This is a genomic window from Psychromonas ingrahamii 37, assembly GCF_000015285.1.
Taxonomy (GTDB): domain Bacteria; phylum Pseudomonadota; class Gammaproteobacteria; order Enterobacterales; family Psychromonadaceae; genus Psychromonas; species Psychromonas ingrahamii.
On the sequence record NC_008709.1, the window covers coordinates 1,437,307 to 1,459,739 of the forward strand.

22 protein-coding genes are annotated in these 22,433 nt (G+C 39.0%); 17 read left to right on the top strand and 5 right to left on the bottom strand.

Annotated elements, in window-relative coordinates:
* The first annotated feature begins 33 nt into the window (after window positions 1-33).
* The 6 genes from murC to lpxC all read left to right on the top strand — a co-directional run bounded on the left by murC (window position 34) and on the right by lpxC (window position 6,691).
* A complete protein-coding gene (gene murC / locus PING_RS06070) occupies window positions 34-1,497 on the top strand; it encodes a UDP-N-acetylmuramate--L-alanine ligase (protein ID WP_011769548.1) in 1,464 nt (487 codons plus the stop codon).
* The gene (locus PING_RS06075) at window positions 1,494-2,414 is read left to right on the top strand and encodes a D-alanine--D-alanine ligase (protein WP_011769549.1); all 921 of its coding nucleotides are present in this window, start codon (window positions 1,494-1,496) and stop codon (window positions 2,412-2,414) included. Before murC ends, PING_RS06075 begins: the two co-directional genes overlap by 4 nt.
* 4 nt (window positions 2,415-2,418) lie before the next feature.
* On the top strand, window positions 2,419-3,156 hold the full coding sequence (locus tag PING_RS06080) for an FtsQ-type POTRA domain-containing protein (RefSeq protein WP_011769550.1): 738 nt from the start codon (window positions 2,419-2,421) through the stop codon (window positions 3,154-3,156).
* 57 nt (window positions 3,157-3,213) lie between these two features.
* Window positions 3,214-4,479 (top strand): cell division protein FtsA, encoded by a 1,266-nt coding sequence (gene ftsA / locus PING_RS06085; protein ID WP_011769551.1) that lies wholly within the window; start codon window positions 3,214-3,216, stop codon window positions 4,477-4,479.
* A 34-nt stretch (window positions 4,480-4,513) separates the two neighbouring features.
* The gene (ftsZ, locus tag PING_RS06090; RefSeq protein WP_011769552.1) at window positions 4,514-5,680 is read left to right on the top strand and encodes a cell division protein FtsZ; all 1,167 of its coding nucleotides are present in this window, start codon (window positions 4,514-4,516) and stop codon (window positions 5,678-5,680) included.
* A gap of 84 nt (window positions 5,681-5,764) precedes the next feature.
* Window positions 5,765-6,691, top strand: coding sequence for a UDP-3-O-acyl-N-acetylglucosamine deacetylase (lpxC, locus tag PING_RS06095; protein ID WP_011769553.1), 927 nt, complete (start codon window positions 5,765-5,767; stop codon window positions 6,689-6,691).
* A gap of 51 nt (window positions 6,692-6,742) precedes the next feature.
* Here the strand turns inward: lpxC and PING_RS06100 are convergent, their stop codons facing one another.
* Window positions 6,743-7,195, bottom strand: coding sequence for a DciA family protein (locus PING_RS06100; protein ID WP_157035311.1), 453 nt, complete (start codon window positions 7,193-7,195; stop codon window positions 6,743-6,745).
* Between the two features lie 372 nt (window positions 7,196-7,567).
* On the opposite strand from PING_RS06100, the gene secA reads away from it, so the two are divergent.
* Window positions 7,568-10,288, top strand: coding sequence for a preprotein translocase subunit SecA (gene secA / locus PING_RS06105; protein WP_011769555.1), 2,721 nt, complete (start codon window positions 7,568-7,570; stop codon window positions 10,286-10,288).
* A gap of 73 nt (window positions 10,289-10,361) precedes the next feature.
* Entirely contained in the window at window positions 10,362-10,742 is a 381-nt protein-coding gene (gene mutT / locus PING_RS06110) for an 8-oxo-dGTP diphosphatase MutT (RefSeq protein WP_011769556.1), read from the top strand.
* Between the two features lie 27 nt (window positions 10,743-10,769).
* Here mutT and PING_RS06115 read toward each other — a convergent pair whose 3' ends face one another.
* Together PING_RS06115 and nadC are read right to left on the bottom strand one after the other, a co-directional pair.
* Complete coding sequence (locus PING_RS06115) at window positions 10,770-11,609, bottom strand: DNA ligase (RefSeq protein WP_011769557.1); 840 nt, start codon at window positions 11,607-11,609, stop codon at window positions 10,770-10,772.
* Window positions 11,610-11,848: 239 nt separating this feature from the next.
* Complete coding sequence (gene nadC / locus PING_RS06120) at window positions 11,849-12,703, bottom strand: carboxylating nicotinate-nucleotide diphosphorylase (protein WP_011769558.1); 855 nt, start codon at window positions 12,701-12,703, stop codon at window positions 11,849-11,851.
* Between the two features lie 161 nt (window positions 12,704-12,864).
* Between nadC and coaE the strand changes: the two genes are divergently transcribed.
* The 5 genes from coaE to PING_RS06145 all read left to right on the top strand — a co-directional run bounded on the left by coaE (window position 12,865) and on the right by PING_RS06145 (window position 15,060).
* The gene (gene coaE / locus PING_RS06125) at window positions 12,865-13,461 is read left to right on the top strand and encodes a dephospho-CoA kinase (protein ID WP_011769559.1); all 597 of its coding nucleotides are present in this window, start codon (window positions 12,865-12,867) and stop codon (window positions 13,459-13,461) included.
* A 79-nt stretch (window positions 13,462-13,540) separates the two neighbouring features.
* A complete protein-coding gene (gene zapD / locus PING_RS06130) occupies window positions 13,541-14,272 on the top strand; it encodes a cell division protein ZapD (protein WP_011769560.1) in 732 nt (243 codons plus the stop codon).
* A 26-nt stretch (window positions 14,273-14,298) separates the two neighbouring features.
* Window positions 14,299-14,490, top strand: a complete 192-nt coding sequence (yacG, locus tag PING_RS06135) for a DNA gyrase inhibitor YacG (RefSeq protein WP_011769561.1) — start codon at window positions 14,299-14,301, stop codon at window positions 14,488-14,490.
* A 17-nt stretch (window positions 14,491-14,507) separates the two neighbouring features.
* Window positions 14,508-14,852 (top strand): HopJ type III effector protein, encoded by a 345-nt coding sequence (locus PING_RS06140; protein ID WP_041766036.1) that lies wholly within the window; start codon window positions 14,508-14,510, stop codon window positions 14,850-14,852.
* 46 nt (window positions 14,853-14,898) lie between these two features.
* Window positions 14,899-15,060, top strand: coding sequence for a HopJ type III effector protein (locus PING_RS06145; RefSeq protein ID WP_083761723.1), 162 nt, complete (start codon window positions 14,899-14,901; stop codon window positions 15,058-15,060).
* A 100-nt stretch (window positions 15,061-15,160) separates the two neighbouring features.
* Here the strand turns inward: PING_RS06145 and yciH are convergent, their stop codons facing one another.
* Both yciH and PING_RS06155 read right to left on the bottom strand, forming a co-directional pair.
* A complete protein-coding gene (yciH, locus tag PING_RS06150) occupies window positions 15,161-15,487 on the bottom strand; it encodes a stress response translation initiation inhibitor YciH (RefSeq protein WP_011769562.1) in 327 nt (108 codons plus the stop codon).
* A gap of 89 nt (window positions 15,488-15,576) precedes the next feature.
* On the bottom strand, window positions 15,577-16,548 hold the full coding sequence (locus PING_RS06155) for an IS30 family transposase (protein WP_041766039.1): 972 nt from the start codon (window positions 16,546-16,548) through the stop codon (window positions 15,577-15,579).
* A 610-nt stretch (window positions 16,549-17,158) separates the two neighbouring features.
* Between PING_RS06155 and PING_RS06160 the strand changes: the two genes are divergently transcribed.
* From PING_RS06160 to ispG, 4 genes are all read left to right on the top strand, one after another.
* Window positions 17,159-18,277: a bifunctional tRNA (adenosine(37)-C2)-methyltransferase TrmG/ribosomal RNA large subunit methyltransferase RlmN gene (locus PING_RS06160; RefSeq protein ID WP_011769564.1), complete on the top strand. Its 1,119-nt coding sequence runs from the start codon at window positions 17,159-17,161 to the stop codon at window positions 18,275-18,277.
* 441 nt (window positions 18,278-18,718) lie between these two features.
* The gene (pilW, locus tag PING_RS06165; RefSeq protein WP_011769565.1) at window positions 18,719-19,504 is read left to right on the top strand and encodes a type IV pilus biogenesis/stability protein PilW; all 786 of its coding nucleotides are present in this window, start codon (window positions 18,719-18,721) and stop codon (window positions 19,502-19,504) included.
* Entirely contained in the window at window positions 19,497-20,624 is a 1,128-nt protein-coding gene (locus PING_RS06170; RefSeq protein WP_011769566.1) for a RodZ domain-containing protein, read from the top strand. The genes pilW and PING_RS06170 overlap by 8 nt, the downstream gene beginning before the upstream one ends.
* Window positions 20,625-20,832: 208 nt before the next feature.
* Window positions 20,833-21,942 (top strand): flavodoxin-dependent (E)-4-hydroxy-3-methylbut-2-enyl-diphosphate synthase, encoded by a 1,110-nt coding sequence (gene ispG, locus PING_RS06175; protein ID WP_011769567.1) that lies wholly within the window; start codon window positions 20,833-20,835, stop codon window positions 21,940-21,942.
* Window positions 21,943-22,433: the final 491 nt, after the last annotated feature.

Sequence of the window (22,433 nt, forward strand, 5' to 3'; positions counted from 1 at the left end):
GCTTACAACTTTATTTTAGACAAGTGATTTATTATGATAAAAATTGACCTAGCCCAAATACGCACTACAGTACCTGAAATGCGTCGTGTTAAACAAATTCATTTTGTGGGAATTGGTGGCGCAGGTATGGGCGGCATTGCAGAAGTATTAGCCTATGAAGGTTATAAAATTTCAGGATCTGATATTGCTGAAAATCCGGTCGTCAGGCGATTACGTTCACTCGGCGCTGAGATTTTCATTGGTCATCAACAGGATAATATATATGGTGCGTCAGTGGTGGTTGTTTCAACTGCCATTAATGCTGATAATCCAGAACTATTAGCGGCGCAACAGGCCCGAATTCCGGTGGTGCGCCGAGCAGAAATGTTGGCTGAATTGATGCGTTATCGTCATGGTGTTGCCGTTTCCGGTACACACGGGAAAACCACTACAACAAGCTTAATCGCGAGTATTTATGGGCAAGCTCAACTCGATCCTACTTTTGTGATCGGCGGTCTATTAAATAGCGCAGGCACCAATGCAAAATTAGGGCAAAGTCGCTATTTAATCGCAGAAGCTGATGAAAGTGATGCCTCATTTTTACATTTGCAACCTATGGTTTCAGTAGTGACCAATATTGAAGCTGACCATATGGATACCTACGAAGGAAATTTTGAAGTATTGAAAGATACCTTTGTTCGCTTTATACAAAACTTGCCTTTTTATGGCACTGCAGTGGTATGCCTTGATGATGCTGTTATTGAACAATTGATCCCACGTTTTGCGCGACAAACTGTTACTTATGGTTTCCACGAACAAGCGGATGTTCGTATTTCAGATTTCTCACAATGCGTAAACCGCAGTGAATTTTCAGTTCATAGAATTAATAAACCAGCAATGAAAATTCAGCTTAATCTTCCGGGAAAACATAATGCATTAAATGCAGCTGCCGCGATCGCTGTCGCAATGGAAGACGATATCGATGATTTCTCCATTTCAAAGGCACTTAATGAATTTGCCGGTATTGGCCGTCGTTTTGAACAATACGGGGAATTTGAAACTGGACGTGGTAAAGCTATTTTGGTTGATGATTACGGTCACCATCCGACGGAAGTACAAGCAACCATTGATGCTGCGCGCGCGGCTTGGCCGGATAAACGTTTAGTAATGGCTTATCAGCCACACCGGTATACAAGAACACGTGATCTCTATGAAGATTTTGCGCATGTCTTAGCGCAAGTAGATCAATTATTACTGCTGGATGTCTATGCTGCCGGTGAAACGCCTATCGCCGGCGCTGATAGCCGCTCTTTATGCCGTACTATCCGGCAACGTAGTGGTAAAGAGCCTATTTTTGTTGCCAGTCCTGAAGTGTTGCCTGCTATGCTGGCGCAGATAATTGACGATGGTGATCTTGTTTTAACACAGGGGGCTGGCAATATTGGTGCGGTGGTTAAAACATTAGCTGAATTGCAACTCAATATAGAAAAAATGAAAAAAGCGAGCCGCGTACAATGAGTTTAGATTTTGGTAAAGTTGCCGTCTTATTTGGTGGTCACAGTGCGGAGCGTGAAGTGTCGTTACGTTCTGGAAAAGCGGTGTTAAATGCATTGTTGCGGCAAGGGATTGATGCCTATGCTATTGATCCTAAGTTTGATGATTTATTGCAGCTAAAACAATTAAATTTTGATCGTGTTTTTATTGCTTTGCATGGGCGAGGAGGTGAAGATGGTGTTATACAGGGATTTTTAAGTACATTGGATATTCCCTATACAGGCAGTGATGTTTTAAGTTCGGCTATTGCAATGGATAAATCAAAGACCAAGCAAATTTGGCAAAGTCTGCAATTACCAACCGCCCAGTACCGAATTATCATTAAAGAGGCATTTGACCCCGCACAGGCTGAACAGATACTGGCAGGTTTATCGGGCATAGCGATAGTTAAGCCCGTCAGTGAAGGTTCCAGTCTCGGTATGGCAAAAGTAAGCACTGCAAAGGAGCTTATTAAAGCACTGACTGAGGCTTTTAAATTTGATCAGACAGTATTACTTGAAACGTGGATCACCGGGCAAGAGTACACTGTATCAATCTTAAATGGAAAAGCATTGCCGGCTATCCGGATGCACACTAATAATACATTTTATGATTATCAGGCTAAGTATCAATCGACGGACACACAATATTATTGTCCTTGTGGTCTTGAACAAGAAAAGCTCGCTGAATTAAATCAATTAGCGGTAGATGCCTTTGCTGCCATTGGGTGTCGCGGATGGGGACGAGTGGATTTTATGCTGGATAAGTCAGGGCAATGGTATTTATTAGAAGTCAATACCGTGCCCGGTATGACAGAAACAAGCTTAGTGCCTAAAGCTGCAAAAGAAGCGGGTTACGATTTTGATCAGCTGACCATCGAAATTTTAAAGCAAACACTGTAATTATATGATCTATAAATTAAAAAAAATCAACATTGGCAAATGGATTAGTTTGATTTTTTTTCTTATTTTAATGTACGGGTTACAGAACAGTTATTCAAAATTAAAATCATGGTTAACCGATGAACAATCTTTACCCTTAACCTCTTTAATTTTAACGGGTGATATGCAGCACGTTTCATCGGACGATGTGCGCGGCGTATTAAAAGAGCAAAAAGATAGTTTAAATTTTTTTACTCTGGAAATTGCACAAATTCAAAAACAGCTTGAAGATATGCCATGGGTCTATTCTGCGTCGATACGCAAACAATGGCCTGATACAATAAAAATTCACATTGTTGAACAGTCAATTATTGCTATTTGGAACAATAGCGCGCTGTTAAATCAGGCTGGCGATATTATTTACACCCCTATGGAGGATATTTCGGATCAATATATTAAGCTCAATGGTGAAGATGAATTTGTTAAGCAAGTATTACAAACTTACTTGGAAGTTGAACTGTTATTAAAAGTGAATAAATTTAAGATTAAATTATTAAGCAGCGATAAGCGTAACTCAAGTAACATTATTTTAAATAATGGTATTGCATTACGCTTAGGTAAAGAACAAAAACTGGATCGTATTCAACGCTTTTTAAGTGTCTTTCCATTAATAGAAAAAAAATATAATGTTGATACAATTGACTATTTAGATTTGCGTTACGATACTGGAATAGCGATTGGTTGGCAAAAAGGTAAATCTTGATATTTAATATATAATCCAAGATTATGCAGTTTAATGAAGATAACGGTGAGTTTGAGTATGGAAAGTAACTATACAGTTGGATTAGATATTGGCAGCAGTAAAATTGTCCTCCTAATTGGAGAACAAATGGCTAATAATATGATCAATATCGTGGGTATTGGAGAGGTGCCCGCAAAAGGTGTTGATAAAGGTTCTGTTACTGATTTAGATTCCGTTGTCACTGCGATTCAAAATGCATTAACGGTTGCTGAAGAGATGGCCAATTGTAAAGTATCCTCGGTGAATTTATCTGTTTCTGGTGCGCATATTGAATCAACGAATGAATCGGGTACCTGGGCTATCGACGATAATGCTGTTTCTTCTTATGATATTGAAAGTGTGTTGCATAACGCCCAATCAATAAAAATACGTGATGATCAACGTTTATTACATGTGATCCCACAACAATATTCAATTGATTCTCAAGAAGGTATTAGTAACCCGCTGGGATTAGCGGGGGTTAAACTAAAAGCGGATGTGCATTTAATTACCTGTCATAATGATTTTGTTAAAAATTTAGAAAAAGCGGTTGAATTATGTGGTTTGTTAATCGAACAACTCACCTTCTCCGGTGTTGCGTCGAGTGCCGCTATTTTAAGTGAAGATGAAAAAGAGTTAGGTGTTTGTATTGTTGATATAGGCAGCGGCACGATGGACATATCTGTTTATATTGCAGGCGCATTAAGGCATAGTTCAGTGCTGGCTTATGCTGGAAATTCAGTCTCCAATGATATTGCCATTACCTTTAGTTCACCACAAAGCTCAGCGGAAAAAATTAAAATTAAATATGGCTGTTTACAACGCGATAGTATCGATCCTGACGAAATGATTGAATTGACCAGTGTGGGCGGGAGGAATGCGCGAACGCTGCAACGGCAAATGTTAGTTGATGTGATTGAAGCCCGCTATAGTGAATTATTAGAGTTAATAAAAAAAGAGTTATGCAAACTAAGCAGTGGATCTGGAATGGAAGGTCTAAAACAGAAATTGGCGGCGGGTATTGTTATAACAGGCGGTGCGGCACAAATGGTAGGTTTGGTTGAGGTTGCAGAGAAAGTATTTGACAATATGCAAGTACGGATAGGAAAACCAGAGAATTTACAAGGTCTAGTCGATGATGTTGCGACACCTGCTTATTCAACCGTTTTAGGTTTGTTACGTTTTAAAACTACACCGTTTAGCAAAAATGATGAAAGCCCGGATGTCAGTGGTTTCTCGGTGATTATAAGTAGAATAAGAAGTCGTTTCTCGGTGATTATAAATAGAATTAAAAAAGAATATTAACAATCAATTTTTGTATAACCAAGGCGGTGATACTATGTCTGATAATCTATATAAAGTGGAAAAAGAGCAAATGTTTGAAATAGTCAGTGATGAGCATGAACAACAAGCTATTATCAAAGTGGTCGGCATAGGCGGCGGCGGTGGTAATGCTATTAACTACATGATCGAAAAGGGTTTAGCGGGTGCTGAATTTATTGCCATGAATACTGATGCACAAGCATTACGCTCATCAAAAGCTGATATTCGTTTACAACTTGGTGCGAGTATTACCAATGGACTCGGTGCCGGAGCAAATCCGGAAATTGGATATAAATCTGCTTTAGAAGATAAAGACAGAATTCGTGAGGTACTCACCGGTGCCGATGTGGTTTTTATTGCCGCAGGCATGGGCGGTGGTACAGGGACAGGGGCTTCTCCGGTTGTGACTGAGATAGCTAAAGAACTGGGTGCTTTGACTATTGGCGTGGTTTCTAAACCTTCTACCTTTGAAGGTAAAAAACGTATTAATTATGCCAATCAAGGGATTGAGCGTTTGGCTGAACATATTGATTCATTGCTGATCATCCCGAATGATAAATTGCAAAAATCACTGCCGCGCGGAGTCTCGTTCCTCGATGCATTAAGTGCTGCAAATGGCGTGTTATATGATGCCGTATCTGGTTTTTCTGCGATCATCAATAATGAAGAAAGTACCATTAACATTGACTTTGCTGACGTTCGAACTGTTATGACGGAAGCAGGTACGACAGCCGTAATGGGAATTGGTGTGTCTTCAGGTGAAGACCGTGCAGAAGTGGCGGTCGAGAAAGCTATCTCTTGTCCATTGCTTGAGGATGTTGACCTTTCCAATGCCCGTGGCGTGTTAGTGCACATAGTCGCCGGATTAGATTTTAGCTGGGATGAATACCATATTGTTGGTGATGCGCTGAAAGAGTTTGCTTCCGATGACTCACAAATTATTTTTGGGGTAACAGTAAATCCTGAAATTGATAGTGGGGAATTGCATGTGACTGTTATTGTGACTGGTCTTGGAGAGCGAAAATCAGATCTTTCTGCTGTCAAAAGTTCGCCGGTAAAGGCTGAGCCGCAGGCACCTGAAATTACCCGCGAACCTGTGTTAACCGAAGAGCCTGTAAGTTCGGCAAAACCCGAAGGAAACTACTTGGATATTCCAGCATTTTTACGTAAACAGGCTGATTAATCATTATTAGCAGTTTGCGATATTCATCACAAACTGCTAAAATTCCGCTTATTATATAACGCTAGAGCGGCGGTAGGGGGAACAATGATTAAACAAAGAACACTTAAGAAGAGTGTCAAGTCAATAGGTATTGGCCTGCACTCAGGTAATAAGGTGAAAATTGAATTCCACCCTGCACCAGCCAATAGCGGTATTGTATACCGCCGTACCGATCTTGATCCTATTGTTAGTTTTAAAGCGCATGCACAAGCGGTCCAAGAAACGCTTTTATGCACTTGCTTAGTTAACGATCAGGGCCAAAAAATATCAACGGTAGAACATCTTTCTGCTGCACTTGCCGGGTTGGGTATTGATAATATAATTATTGATGTTGACGCCCCTGAAATTCCAATTATGGATGGCAGTGCAAGTCCTTTTATTTTTCTCCTGCAATCGGCAGGTATTGAAGAGATAAACAGTCCGAAAAAATTCATTCGTATTAAAAAAATGGTTCGGGTTGAAGATGAAAAAGAGGGTAAATGGGCTGAATTACACCCATCGAATAAAGGCTTTAGTTTAGATTTTAAAATCGACTTCGATCACCCCGTTTTTGAAGGTCAAAATCAACATATAAAAATGGACTTTTCCGGTGATCTTTTTGTAAAAGAGATCAGCCGCGCCAGAACCTTTGGTTTTATGAAAAGTGTAGAATATTTACAATCAAATAATTTAGCCTTAGGGGCTAGTTTGGATAATGCGATTGGTTTAGATGAGTTTCGGGTATTAAATCCTGATGGTTTACGTTATGAAGACGAGTTCGTAAAACATAAAGTACTGGATGCCATTGGTGACCTTTATCTTTCTGGTTATACTATTTTAGGTCATCTTAAAGCCTTTAAAACAGGACATGCACTTAATAACCAACTTTTGTGTGCTTTATTAGCAGACCAAGAAGCTTGGGAAATGGTCACCTTTGAAGAGCCAGTAAGTGAATCCCCCATTCAATACGTATCTCCTGTTTTTGCTCTCTAAATAAAAAATCCTTTAGTTTTCTAAAGGATTTTTTTTGTTATTTTTATCAACTTATTTTTTAGAATAGTCGGCTAACGAGCGTAACGCTTTTTGCAATCCCGGCTCTGCATCTTCAGCTAATGCTAAAAATGATTCTGCAACATCAGCGGGCATTTTAGCCGCACGTTTAATATCTTTTTTCGGCGGATTATGCTGCATTTTATGAGTACTCGAGAGTGCCGGATTTACCTTGATTTTGAGTCGTAATAGAGATGGAACCCGTTGACGTAATAATGTCAGCAGCTCAGCTCGCATAAATTTCAGGCGCATCATCCAAGTTGCATCTGGGATTTCTATAAGCAAGCTCCCATTTTGTAAGCTGCCTATCCTGCATCCAGGGATATTATGTTGTTTCAAATGGCTTTGTAGTAAACTGTTTAACGCCATTATCACTGTTACATCATGTTGCAAACCGCTTTTATTTAATAACGCAGAAACGGATTTTGGTTGTCGGGTTCTATTCATTAATTTCATCATTTTGAAGAGACAATGACCAGTATAGCGGTTATCTATTCAAGTAAGGAAATAGATTCTACGTTTTTAATGATAAAAATAAATGCCTGCTGATTTCTTTTTTTTAGGTAGGATAAACAAAAAATTGACTTAAGGGCTTGAAATTACAAAAAGTCATCTCCATTTACTTTAATTAAAGTCCATTTCAGTATAGATTGGTTATAGAGTTGCTGTTCAGGCATTATGTTAAATTGGTCGGTTTTTTAATCGGCAATAATTTTATCAACGCGTAGTTTTAAAGAAGTGTTAACAGTTTTCAAACGTATCGTTGGTGCAAAACGCGTTTACATCAAAATTTTAATTTTTATAGAATGAGAAAGTGAAATGATTACAGGGCTAATAACAAAAATAATAGGCAGTCGTAATGACCGTTATTTGAAGAAGCTACGTAAAGTAGCAGATGAAATTAATAAGTTAGAACCACAAATGAAAGCGCTGTCGGATGAGGAATTAAAAGCTAAAACGATCGAGTTTAAAGAACGTCTCGCATCGGGTGAAAGCTTAGATAAAATTCTTGTTGAAGCCTTTGCTGTGGTACGTAATGCATCCGAGCGTGTCTTTGGTATGCGTCAGTTTGATGTGCAATTAATTGGCGGTATGGTCTTAAATGACAATAAAATTGCTGAAATGCGTACTGGTGAAGGTAAAACATTAACGGCTACATTGCCAGCTTATCTTAATGCACTAAGCGGTAAAGGTGTGCATATTATAACGGTAAATGACTATCTTGCAGGTCGTGATGCTAAGTGGAATGCTAAACTTTTTGAATTTTTAGGGCTCACCGTTGGTATTAATATATCGGGTATGTCCGGGGATCAAAAACGAGCTGCTTATGCCGCTGATATCACTTATGGCACTAATAATGAATTTGGTTTTGATTACCTGCGCGATAATATGGCGTTTGAAGCGCAGCAGCGTGTTATGCGCTCGTTACATTATGCCATTATCGATGAAGTTGACTCAATCTTAATCGATGAAGCGAGAACGCCGCTTATTATATCAGGCCCGACTGATGGTGATGCTACTTTATATACTGAGTTGAATACTGTTATCCCAATGTTAACTCAACAGGACAAAGAAGATACTGAAGAATATATCGGGGAAGGGGATTTTACTGTTGATGAAAAAAATAAGCAGGTTTTACTCACTGAACGTGGCCAAGAAAAAGTAGAGGTTATCTTACAAGAGCGTGGTTTACTTGATGAAAATCAATCACTCTATTCAGCCGCCAGTATTAGTTTATTACACCATGTCAATGCAGCATTGCGTGCGCATACCCTGTTTGAAAAAGATGTTGAATATATAGTCACAGAAAAAGGCGAAGTCGTTATTGTTGATGAACACTCTGGACGGACAATGCCCGGACGGCGCTGGTCTGAAGGTTTACACCAGGCGGTAGAAGCTAAAGAAGGTGTACAAATTCAAAATGAGAACCAAACATTAGCATCGATCACTTTCCAAAACTATTTCCGTCTCTATGAAAAATTGGCCGGCATGACCGGTACTGCTGATACTGAGGCATTTGAATTTCAGTCTATTTATGGTTTAGAAACCATTGTGATTCCAACCAATCAAGCGATGATCCGTAAAGATGGCGGAGACTTGGTTTATTTAACTGAACAGGAAAAATATCAAGCTATTGTCGATGATATTAAACCGCGTCTGGAGAAAGGACAACCAATCTTGGTTGGAACGGTATCTATTGAACACTCTGAGTTATTATCCGATTTAATGGATAAGGCAAAAATAAAACACAGTGTTTTAAACGCTAAATTTCATGCCAAAGAAGCAGATATTATTGCTCAAGCGGGTGCATTAGGCAGTGTCACCATTGCAACAAATATGGCGGGCCGTGGTACCGATATTGTTCTGGGTGGTAATCTGGAAGCTCGTTTGGATAAGTTAGGCGATGTGAGCCCCAAGGAAATAGAAGCAGAAAAAGAGCTTTGGAAAGAAGAGCATAAAAAAGTATTAAAGGCGGGTGGCTTATATATTGTCGGTACTGAACGGCACGAATCTCGTCGTATTGATAACCAACTACGTGGCCGCTCTGGGCGACAAGGTGATCCTGGTGAAAGCCGTTTCTATTTATCAATGGAAGACTCTCTGATGCGTATCTTTGCTTCAGAGAAAGTATCTAATATGATGAAAAAATTGGGCATGGAAAAAGGGGAGGCAATTGAGCACCCTTGGGTCTCACGTGCTATTGAGAATGCACAACGTAAAGTTGAAGGTCGAAACTTCGATATGCGTAAATCTCTTCTCGATTTTGATGATGTGTCTAATGAACAACGTAAAGTGATTTATCAGCAGCGTAACGGTGTGATTGACAGTGAAGAGATCACAGAAACAATTGAGCAAATCTGGGATGATGTATTTCATAATTGTGTTAATGAATATGTTCCTCCCCATTCACTCACTGAACAATGGGATCTTGAAGGGTTAGAGCAGCGGTTAAAAGCTGATTTTTTAGTCGATTTACCTGTTCGACAATGGTCAATTGATGATGCAAACCTGCAAGAAGGAAGCATTCGTGAAAAAGTGGTTGAGCATGCAAAAGCTTCATATCTCGCGAAAAAAGAACAGGTTGGTCCAGCAATTATTGGTAGTTTCGAAAAATCTGTCATGCTGCAAACTATTGATACTTTGTGGAAAGAGCACCTTGCTGCAATGGATCATCTACGCCAGGGTATTCATTTACGTGGTTATGCACAAAAAGATCCTAAACAAGAGTACAAACGCGAGTCATTTGAATTGTTTTTACAAATGTTGGAAAACTTAAAACGTGAAGTTGTGGTTATCCTTTCAAAAGTGCAAGTGCAGTCAAAGGAAGAAGCTGACGTAATTCAAGAACAACGTCGTCAGGCTGAAGCTAAGGCTCAGCTGGAAATGAAGCATGCACAGGTAAATAAGGGGGAAGTGGTTAGCGATGAAAATACGGGCGATGACACTTTTGTACGCAACGAAAAAAAAGTGGGGCGCAATGAACCCTGCCCATGCGGCTCTGGCAAAAAATACAAACAGTGTCATGGTAAACTTGATTAGTTTTTTTAAAATTTGATGGCTAGAAAAAGGCTCTTTTAACAAGAGCCTTTTTTATGCTTTTAAAAGGACTTTTATGAAAAATATTGATATCAGTATTGCGGTTGTAAAAAACACACAAAATTTATTTCTGATCTGTTTGCGTCCTGACCATGTGCACCAAGGCGGAAAGTGGGAATTTCCCGGAGGAAAAATCAAAAAAAATGAAAGCGCAGAACAGGCAATGTTAAGAGAATTAAAAGAAGAGGTCGCAATCACGGCGGTTGATTATCGTTTATTAGAGTCAACCTTTTTTGATTATGGCGATAAGCAATTAAATCTTAATTTTTTTCTGGTCAGTCAATTTGACGGTGAGGCGCTTGCTCAAGAAGGGCAAAGGATGGAATGGGTTAATAAAGCTGAATTACTTACTTATTCATTTCCCGATGCTAATGCGGCTATTATAAAAAAACTGTAACCCGTTTAATTTTTAATACTTTAATCTTTAATAAGCGTCTCTAATACGCATAAAGCTGGCAAAACGGGGAACATTATTATTTGTTTTTCCAGTGTATTTATAAGTGATTGTAGCGCCAATAGGCGGTGGGTTTTCACGCTCTAGATCGGAGAATCCAGTACCAATTTTGAATTTAATTCCCTCTTTTGTTTCAACAAGTAATGATCCAAGCCTACCAGCGTTTCTCCCTTTACCGGGAAAATACTGAATAACAACCGCCTCAGCATCTTCATATTTTTTTAATTTCATTAAATCTTTACTGCGTTTTGCCTGATAGTAAGCTTCCCCTTTATGTAGCATTAACCCTTCACCCCCATTATTGAGTACCTGCTCTAATAATAATTGCAGCTGCTGATTATTTTCAACTCGTTGTTGTTTAATCATTTTGAGATAGGCTGAGTCACTTGACTGAATTAATTTTTGTATTTGTTGTAAACGGGATGTGAAATCAGCATCAGAGCCAGGCAGGTCAAAAATCATAAAAGATATTTTTTGCCACTCTTGATCAATGGGCTGCAGTTTTCGCGTGATCCCTGAAACTTGTTCAAATTGATGACGATTAATCCACAACTCACCATCTAATCGCTGTTGTGGGAAATCTTTAATAAACCACCCCGGCGCATTAAAAACATTACCCTGCTTGGAAATGAGTTGTTTGCCGTCCCAATAAGCACGCACGCCATCCAATTTCTCGCTTACCCAATATGCCTGGATATTAATATCTTGATGATAAAGGGTAGCAAGTTGAATCGGAGGTGATAAAGTTTCGTTTGAGTGAGATAAAGGTGAAAAAAGACAAAGTAGAAAAAATAATATCTTATATGACATAAAAAACTCCCTAAACAGTCCAACAAGCTTAGGGCGGTTTTTAATAAATACAAATCATAGCAATGTCACTAATCAGACGCAGGGAACTATTTTGTATAACTTCAGCCGGCCACTCACTAAGTGGTGAAATAACAGGGTTTTATGAATCAAATCAATGGCAAAGACCAAGCTAGTGTTTTATATCTAGTTATCATGTGGTTGAACCTGCATAAATGCAAAAAAAATGAAAGAATTTGGTATTAAGCGATAAAACGCATTGATAAATCGATGGCCCGTACATGTTTGGTTAAAGCGCCCACAGAAATATAATCCACGCCCGTTTTTGCGTAGGGAAGGATAGTGTCGCTATTAACATTACCTGAAACTTCTAACTTTGCCGTTGAGTTTGGGTTTTCACTATTAAGGGCCACGGCTTCGAGCATCATTGCAATACTGAAATTATCTAACATAATACGCTCTGCGCCCGCATTTAATGCTTCTTTTAATTCCGCAATAGACTCCACTTCTACTTCAACTAATCGCTCCGGGTGTTGTTTTTTAGCCATTTTGACTGACGCTTCAATGCCGCCACAAGCCATAATGTGGTTTTCTTTAATTAAATAGGCGTCATACAGACCTAAACGATGATTCAAACCGCCGCCACATAACACGGCATATTTTGAGGCATGACGTAAACCGGGTAAGGTTTTACGGGTATCAAGTAATTTACAATCAGTGTCCTTGATTAAATCTGTATACTGTTTCACTGTTGTTGCAATACCTGACAATGTTTGTATAAAATTAAGCGCTGTACGTTCACCCGTTAATAAAGTGCGCGCTGCTCCTTCAAGACTAAATAATTGACTATTGGCTTTAACAAAATCACCCTCTTTGACAAACCAAGTTATTTTCACTTGATTACCTAGTTGGCGAAAGATTTCTTCGGTCCATGCCTGGCCACAAAAAACCGCATCTTCACGTGTTATAACAATCGCTTTAGCTTGTCTACCTTCAGGGATTAAATTCGCTGAGATATCACCTTCAAGTGGAGAGAGGCCGTTTAAATCTTCATCTAACGCGATTTTGACACTCCGAATTATTTCTTGTGCAACCATGCTGAATTTCCATTAACAATAAAAAAACAAATATTACCTTAATGCATTGTTAATACCAATGTTCTACAGTGACAACTCTTATAAATAAGAAAAATAAATCTAATCTAGACCTAAATTATTTGAAGATGTATCTTCAAGTAATTTGGGTCTAAAGGAATATTATGACATTAATTATTGGCTTGACAGGCGGGATTGGTAGTGGGAAGTCGACAGTGTCCCGTTTTTTTTCCGAATTAGGCATTCAGATTATTGATGCGGATTTTTTGGCACGGCAGGTTGTTGAAAAGGGACAACCGGCATTGCGGGAAATCGAGCAGCACTTTGGTCATGAGGTGCTGATGAGCGGGGAGCTTAATCGACCTTTTTTACGGGAGCTTATTTTTAAAAATGAGCAGGAAAAATTGTGGATAAATAATTTACTGCATCCTCTTATTCGCGCTCAGATAGTTGATCAACTCGCTAAGGCCAAGGGAGATTATGTCTTATTGGAAGCACCCTTATTATTTGAGAATAATTTGGATAAATTAACCGATTATGATTTGGTTGTTGATGCCAGCCCTGCTTTACAAGTAAAAAGGGCTTGTGCACGTGATGGTGCGGGTGAAGAGGTTATTTATGCTATTATTGCGAGCCAAATAGACAGGAAAACTCGCCTGCAGAAAGCGGATTTTATTATCGATAACAACCATCTCGCGCGGTCAGCATTAGAAAAAATTGTGCAGCAGCTTGATACTCAATTTCGTAAGTTGAAAAACTAATCAAATAACTGATATTTGTTTCCTGTTTGCCCACTTTTACTGTATTGTTACCATTTTTAGTCGAGATATCTAGATAAAAATGGTCGCTTTTGAATACCCTCTGAATGAGAAAAATCGTAGTTATTTACGTTTTGAATTTCTCTTCGCTCAGCTTAAAATGAGTATCTCTTTTGAGCATGTAAATGACTCAACTATTTTTTTTAAAGCCTTATTGGAATTGCTTGAATTAGCTGAACGTAGCGACATTCGTCATGAGTTAGTCAAAGATTTGCGTTTGTTATCTGAGCAGATGAAAAATTGGTTAAACCATGATGGAGTGGATCATAAAAAAGAGACTGATTTAATCTCAGAAATTGAGGGACTCATTCAAGATGTACTGCGCCTGTCAAAAAAACTGCGGTTTTTTAAAGACAACCGTTTTTTAACTTCTTTAAAACAGCGTTTTTTTATTCCCGGTGGTACCTGTAATTTTGATTTGCCACAGTTTCACTTTTGGTTAGCCAGTGACCTGGAAAAACGCCAGAATGATGCACAATCCTGGTTTAGCCATTTTGCCAGTTTAGAAAAAGCATTAACATTTTTTCTAACAATAAAGCGTTCTCAAGCTATCAATACAAAACAGATTGCTAAAAATGGTTTTTATCAGGCAGAAGTTGAAAAGTGTGGTTTTATTGTTGTCAAAGTGGATAAAAACCAAGCCGTGTATCCTGTTATAAGCGGTCACAAACAGCGTTATTCAATCCGATTTATGAGCGCCGAAAGTGAAAAAAATACGTCAGACAGTATTGAGTTTCAGCAAATTTGTTGCTAGAAGTTTTATATTGCTAGGAGTTTTGTATGATAGTTAACTGCCCAACCTGTAAAAAACAAGTCGAATGGATAATTGAAAACAGTCACCGTCCATTTTGTTGTAAACGTTGTCAACTGATCGATCTTGGCGAATGGGCTTCTGAAGAGAAGGTGATTCAAGGTGAGTCTGTTAGTCCCGAAAACATGCCAGCGGATAAAACCATTTATTTTGATTCGTAAAAGGGGAGATAATTATTATGTTGCTTGATGAATTTTTAGAAAAAATAAAAAATCAACCTCAAGAGATAGCCTTCTCTGATGTGTTAGATTTAATTGAAAAAAATTATAATTTTACCGAAACTGCGTTTAAAAATGGTCCACATTTAAATGTAGCGGGTCAAAACTCTGGCTCATGTAAGATCTTCTCTTTTGCAAAATTACACGATTTAACTGCACCACAAACACTGGCATGTTTTGGTCATTATTACCGAGAAGATGTTTTAAAACATCCCCAGGCGAAGGATCATCAAAATATTCGCCAATTTATGATTTCCGGCTGGCAGGGCATTGATTTTTCATCTCAAGCACTTTATAAAAAATAAAGGCTTAATCGTCCCGTCAACTGCCTACTATTATTTTAGCGCTAGAATGAACCTCGTAGTACTGGCATGTTTTGGTCATTATTACCGGGAAGATGTTTTAAAACATCCGCAGGCGAAGGATCATCAAAATATTCGCCAATTTATGATTTCCGGCTGGCAGGGCATTGATTTTTCATCTCAAGCACTTTATAACAAAAAAAATGCTTAACCATCCCGCCAACTGCCTATTATTCTAGTGCTTGAATGGGCTTAGTAGCACCCGATTAAGATACTGCTTCTTAATGCTGTTAAGGCCGCTCGTGTTGCTATCAACTGCCGGCTAATTTTACCTTGTAATTTTTTTGCTCTAAAAGAAGTTGAATAATTTCCCGTTGGTCGCCCTGAATCTCTATCACGAAATCTTTGACACTCCCCCCCGTTCCGGTGCGTTTCTTTATCTCTTTGGCAAGTGCTTTTAATGCTTTTTCATCCAATTCTAGCCCTTTTATTAAAGTTACTCCTTTGCCCTTGCGCCCTTTAGTTTCACGATGAAGGCGAACAATACCATCACCTTTAGCTGCTTTTTTTTCAATTTTTGGATTATCAATCTTGCCACCATCGGTCGAATAAACAAGATTAAGGTCGCTGAAGTCCATATGAATTCCTATTCTCTGAATTGTGTGAGCGTAAGTCTACCAGAGTCTTTTTTAAATACTGGCAGATTCAACTTTGAAGTGCATAACCACTAAGCGGCTATAGCCACTCTATGTTCAGCCATTAATTTGGCTGGCGTTTTGTAATTTTTTTTTTTTCTTGGTCTATCATTGAGTTTGACTATTACATCTTGAACTTCTGATTGCGATACTTTTTTGAAGTCTGTTGATTTCGGCCAATATTGTCGTAATAGACCATTGGTGTTTTCATTCAATCCTCGTTGCCACGAACAATAAGGATCTGCAAAATACACATCACATTTCAAACTCTCAGTCATTTCTTCATGATAAGCAAATTCTTTACCATTATCCGCAGTGATCGTTATTACGGAATCTTCAAACGGTTTTAACAAAGCAATGGTCGCTGCTGTGACTGTTTTCGCTGATTTGTCATCTACACGTGTCGACACCGTAAAGCTAGTTTTCCGCTCTACAATAGTGACCAACGCGCCACTGTGTCCTTTGCCAATAACCAGGTCGATTTCCCAATCACCCATTCTGCTTTTATCATCAACAACTTGTGGGCGCTCATCAATACTTATGCGGTTCTTTATAAACCCTCTACCTGCTTGCTTATCTTTATTGCGTGTTTGGTAAATTTTTCCTTTCCTACGTAATTTTTTGAATAAGTTACCGCCACTTTTTTTATCTGACCAAACATGCTGATAAATGGTTTCATGGCTAATATTGATGCTTTGTTGCTCTCTAAGCCTGCCTGATATCTGCTCTGGACTCCATTTTTCTTTAATTCTGGAGTCAATTAACTCAATGAGACTTGTTGTCATTTTAATGGCTTTACAAGCGGCTAATCGACGCTTATCTGATGATATTTGAGCTTGCTGAATACGATAACCACGCTTACCTGTATTACGGGACAACTCCCTGCTAATCGTTGAGTGGCTAACACTTAGTTGCTTTGCTATTTTATTTTGACTCAAACCTGTTTTCTTTAAGGCATAAATCTGGCATCGTTGTTCGTAGGTCAGTTGGTTATATGTTTTCATTGTTGCATCTCTTGCCGGAGAAAAAGCGATTAGCATATAGTCAGCTGACCGTTTTTTCTACCTATTCAAGTTATGCACTTATTATTTGAATCGAAGACTGTAAATAAAGATGATCTGGAACATTAAACGGAGCAAGTCTTTGTATTAACATTAAATATAAATGATAATAATTAGCATTTGTATTTTTTATTAAGGTTTAAAGAGGATGGCAAATGGTTTTATCGGATCTTAAGGCAGGGCAAACGGTCAGTATCGTCAATATCCATGATATAGAGCCGGTGATGCGTAAAAGCTACTCAATTTAGACTTTTTACCGCAAGGAAAATTCAAAAAACGATTAATCGACGGGGTGATGAATTGTCCCCTGAAATTTATCACAGTTGGTTAAAAAAACTACAAATACCAATATTGACAGTTGTTTAAATAGGAAAATAGATTTTTCATTAGATAATGTATTTTTATTTGTTATTTTCACCCTAGCCAAATGCGTCTAACCTTTGTACAATCCTTTTCCTAATTTTGATTATATCGGGACTGTTAACCTTTCATTGCAGAAAGTTCAACAGAGCCTGACAGTATTGAATAATTTATTGTTGTTAACGAGGCTTTCATGAATATAAAAAAAGTAAACCTACTGGATTTGAACCGCGAAGGTTTACGTGCGTTTTTTGTCGAATTGGGCGAAAAACCCTTTCGTGCAGAGCAAGTGATGAAATGGATTTATCATTATGGCTGTGAAGATTTTGATCTGATGAGTAACGTTAATAAAAAACTGCGCCAAAAATTAAAAGAATGCGCAGAAATTGTTGCACCAGAGATTAAAGTCGAACAACGCAGTAATGATGGAACGATAAAATGGGCTATGACGGTAGGCGATCAAGAAGTTGAGACTGTCTATATTCCAGAAAAAGATCGTGCGACTTTGTGCATTTCTTCACAGGTAGGTTGTGTATTAGCCTGTAATTTCTGCTCTACTGCCCAGCAGGGATTCAACCGTAATTTAAGCGTTAGCGAAATTATTGGTCAAGTTTGGCGTGCGGCTAAAATTGTCGGTGTAACAGGGGAAAGCGGTAAGCGGCCCATTACTAATGTGGTCATGATGGGCATGGGAGAGCCGTTACTTAACCTTAATAATCTTATTCCTGCCATGGAATTGATGTTAGATGATTTTGGTTATGCACTTTCAAAACGCCGTGTCACGGTATCAACATCAGGCGTTGTTCCTGCGCTTGATATTTTAGGCGATCGCATTGATGTTTCTTTAGCTATTTCATTGCATGCTGCCAACGATACATTGCGCTCTCAAATGATGCCCATTAACGATAAGTACAATATTGCTGATTTCTTAGCGGGTGTGAAACGTTATATCGCAAAATCAAAGGCTAACCGTGGTAAAGTATATATAGAGTATTTACTGCTGGACCATTTTAATGATTCGACTGATCAAGCTCATGAGTTGGCAATTTTACTTAAAGATACACCTTGTAAGATAAACCTGATTCCTTTTAACCCCTTCCCGGGTAATGATTACCAAAAACCAAGCAACAGCCGAGTGGATCGTTTTAATAAAGTGTTAATGGAATATGGTTATACCGTTACCGTCCGTAAAACGCGCGGTGATGATATTGATGCTGCATGCGGGCAACTTGTCGGAGATGTGATTGATCGGACTAAACGCACCATGAAAAAACGCCTGCAGGGTGAAAACATCGCGATTAGCGCGGGTTAACTTTTTAGCCTGTCTTATTGTAAATGGCACAACTCAGCAGCTCAAAAAGAGTCTGGATTGTAGACATAAAGTTAAAAATAGGCATTTCACATTAAAACTGAATAACGGATAAGATCGCTGTTTATCGAACTTTCCTACAGCAGATAACTCGGTAGCAGCTCTGGTTGCAATATTTAAAAAGGATAGGCTATTCTTTGCATATTGTGCTCAGCTTAGTTGTCTGAGCTTTCCTCTTAATTTGTAACTTGAAGTCGAGTAGCGATACAAGTAGACTCAATAACTTGAACAGCTGCTTGACATGCCGTTATGGCAATAAAAAGAATGAAAGAACCGGTATTTTCCGTCACAATATGATTACTTCTTTGAGAATATTTGAAACTCTAAAATTAGTGCATTATTACTTTGATGTATTAGATTAGTTAACGCCATTTTAAGGGATATATGCGTCAAACTTTTTTTTCTATTTTGCTCTTGCTCGTTTTGTCGGGCTGTACTTCGAGTGCAACGACGACCACTACCAAAAATACTGGTGCGGGTCAAAAAATGGCATTGGACCCAGAGGGTGCATCCAGAATACGTGTGAAACTTGCACTCGTTTATTTAGAAAATAAGCAGATGCAGCAAGCGAAAGAAAATCTTGAAAAAGCATTAGAATACCAGCCTAAAGATGCCACTGTTTATCGTGTTTTTGCTTATTATTATCAAGCAGTCAAGGAAAATGAAAAAGCTGAACAGATGTATAAAAAGTCTCTATCCCTAGATCCCAAAAATTCGGATACTTACAATAATTATGGTACATTTTTGTGTCAGCAAAAGCGTTACGCAGAAGCAGACAAGGCATTTTTAACTGCACTTGAACAGCTTAGTTATAGTAATGTTGCTGATACCTATGAGAATGCGGGATTATGTGCTGAAGAAATAAAAAATCTAGAGAAAGCATTATTTTATTACCAATCTTCACTTGCACATAATCCGAATAAATTATATTTGAACCTTGTACTAACAAAGATAAATATCACGAAACAAAATTATACAGAGGCACAATTAAATTTATCCAATTATCAAAAACAAAAAGGATACTCTGCGGAAAGTTTATGGCAATGGATTCGGTTAAGCTATGCGACCGGACAACATGCAAATATGAATAAATATGCCGGAATATTATTAGAAAAATTTCCCGAATCCCATCAAGCACTAGACTATTTAAATCATGGATACTATGAATAACGACACACCTCAAATTGTTACCCCACTGGGTCTCGCATTGCATAATGCCAGACTAAAAGCGTCATTATCAGTCGAACAGGTTGCTAATCTTTTGAATTTAAAGGAAAGTGTGGTGAGAGAGCTGGAAGATGATATCTCTGCTTTGATTGAAAGTGGTAAATATGCCCCTATTTATCTACGTGGATACCTTGCTAACTATGCAAAATTAGTCGCTTTAAAATCCTTGAATGAATTTGTTGAATACCAACAATTTTCCAAACATCAGGCGCGGGACACGAGTCTTAGAGCCACGGCTAGTATGGCGCCCGCTGGCAAAAAAAGATTAATTCCCCGGTGGCTTTTACTTGCTTTATTGTTAGTCGCGATACTCGCTATAGTGTTCGCTAAGCAGCCAGATTTATTTTTCGCGGGGGAAGCAGCGACTAAAGTCAGCGCAGAAAGTAGCGAAAATATTGAAAATAAACCTTTCAATCCGGTTGCTATCAATAACGAGGGTTCGCCTGCATTAACAGAGACAACTGTGGGCGCAGCCGTTGATGAAACCATCAGCGAGGCAGTCGTTGATACAACCATCGGAGAGGCAGTCGTTGATACAACCGTCAGCGAGGCAGCTGTTGATGAAACCATCGGTGAGGCAGTCGTTGATACAACCGTCAGCGAGGCAGTCGTTGATACAACCGTCAGCGAGGCCGTCGTTGGTACAATCGTCAGCAAGGCAGTCGTTGATACAACCATCAGCGAGGCAGCCGTTGATAAAAATATCAACGAGACTGTCATTGAAAGCACAGTCAATCAAACGAGCAGTGCAAATAAAATAAATACAGAGAATATAAGTGTTAAGCTTGAAAATAATGAGCAGCTTGAGTCGCCACCAACGGCTATTAGTGAGTCTCTTTATTTATCTTTTTCAGCAGATTGTTGGACTGAAATAGTTGATGCAACGGGTGAACGTTTAGCTTTTGGTCTTTACAAACAGGATGATATTTTGTCAATCGACGGAATCGCGCCATTTGAAATAAAATTAGGTGCACCAAGCGCTGTTGTAGTAAAATATCAAGGAAAAAGAATCGAGCCTGATTTTACCGCGGGACAAACGCTGCAGTTTTCTATTCCAGAGTAAGTGTTGGTTTGAACAGAAAAAATTTGCATAGTAAACCTATCCCTATCCCTATCCCCAATCCTAAACCAGCTAACGACGTAGCAGCAGGTCTTTTATGGACGTTTCTTCGAAAGCGAATAGAGCATCTTAATGCGGTTTGAGGGGAAATATTATTACCAAATGGACTATTCTTTGAAACAGTGGTCTATCAGCAAAGAGTAAAAGTATTATGAGCCATCCTTCTTCAATTGTACGTCGTGTATCAAAACAGATCATGGTGGGTAATGTACCTGTTGGTGGAAATGCGCCAATTACAGTGCAATCTATGACCAATACTTTGACCACGGACGTTGCTGCAACAGTAGCACAAATCAAACGCTTAGAAGCGGTTGGTGCGGATATGGTGCGCGTTTCAGTGCCGACTATGAATGCTGCGGAGGCTTTTCGAGAAATTAAAGCCTTAAGTAATATCCCGCTGATTGCCGATATCCATTTTGATTATCGTATCGCCCTGAAAGTCGCTGAATATGGCGTTGATTGTCTGCGCATTAACCCGGGAAATATTGGTAATGAGCGACGCATCCGCAGCGTTGTTGATTGTGCGCGTGATCATAATATTCCTATTCGAATAGGGGTAAATGGCGGCTCATTGGAAGCTGATATTCAAGCAAAATATGGGGAGCCAACGGCACAAGCATTGGTTGATTCTGCATTACGCCATGTGGATATTTTAGACCGGCTTAATTTTGATCAATTTAAAGTGAGTGTAAAAGCATCAGATGCACAGCTGGCGGTTGAATCATATCAACTGCTTGCAAAACAGATAAACCAACCTCTGCATTTAGGGATCACCGAAGCCGGTGGACTTCGCAGTGGCTCGGTTAAATCAGCGGTTGGCTTAGGTATGTTACTTTCCCAAGGCATAGGCGATACCCTACGAGTATCCTTGGCTGCAGATCCTGTAGAGGAAATTAAAGTGGGTTTTGATATTTTAAAATCATTACGTATTCGCAGCCGTGGTATTAATTTTATTGCCTGTCCAACCTGTTCACGTCAAGAATTTGATGTTATTGCGACGGTTAATGCTTTAGAGGAACGTCTTGAAGATATTACTATGCCAATGGATGTCTCGATTATTGGTTGTGTCGTCAATGGGCCGGGAGAAGCGTTAATGTCTGATTTGGGCATTACTGGCGGTAGCAATAAAAGTGGTTTTTACGAAGATGGGGTGCGTCAACGGGATCGTTTTGATAATAATAACGTGATTGATCAGCTTGAAGCGAAAATTCGAGCCCGTGTCAGTCGTACGGATCAGAGCAATATCATCCTAAAAGTTTAAATCATTAACGCTATACCAAACCACTTAAAGATGCAGTGTCCTGCATTTTTAAGTAATTTGGGTATCTATACCCATGTTACTTCAAGATGCTTTGTCAGGCGCAAGGTCGGAGACCAGAGCAAGACGCAACATGACCTTTCGAGCGATTAACTGCGTTAATCCTCTAGCGGTAGATGTAAATGCAAGCATTTACATCTTAAATGGTTATTCCCTTTGCGATTGGTTCAACGCAGCGCTGGTTTTCGAGCTAGCACCCCGTAGGGCAAGGAAAATGTTACCAATCTGCTTTGTTATAAAATCTCTCTGTAGAATAACTATACTTCAATTTTATGCCTAGCATCTCGGCACAATTTTCCTTGCTGACTTTGCATCTTGAAGTATCATGGGCATAACTCAGCCTGTTATTTTTAAGGAATAACAGGATTTTTCATAAGTTAGTCAATAAGATATTAAAAATTGTCTGAGAAAGCCCGCTGCATGGTTTCATCTAA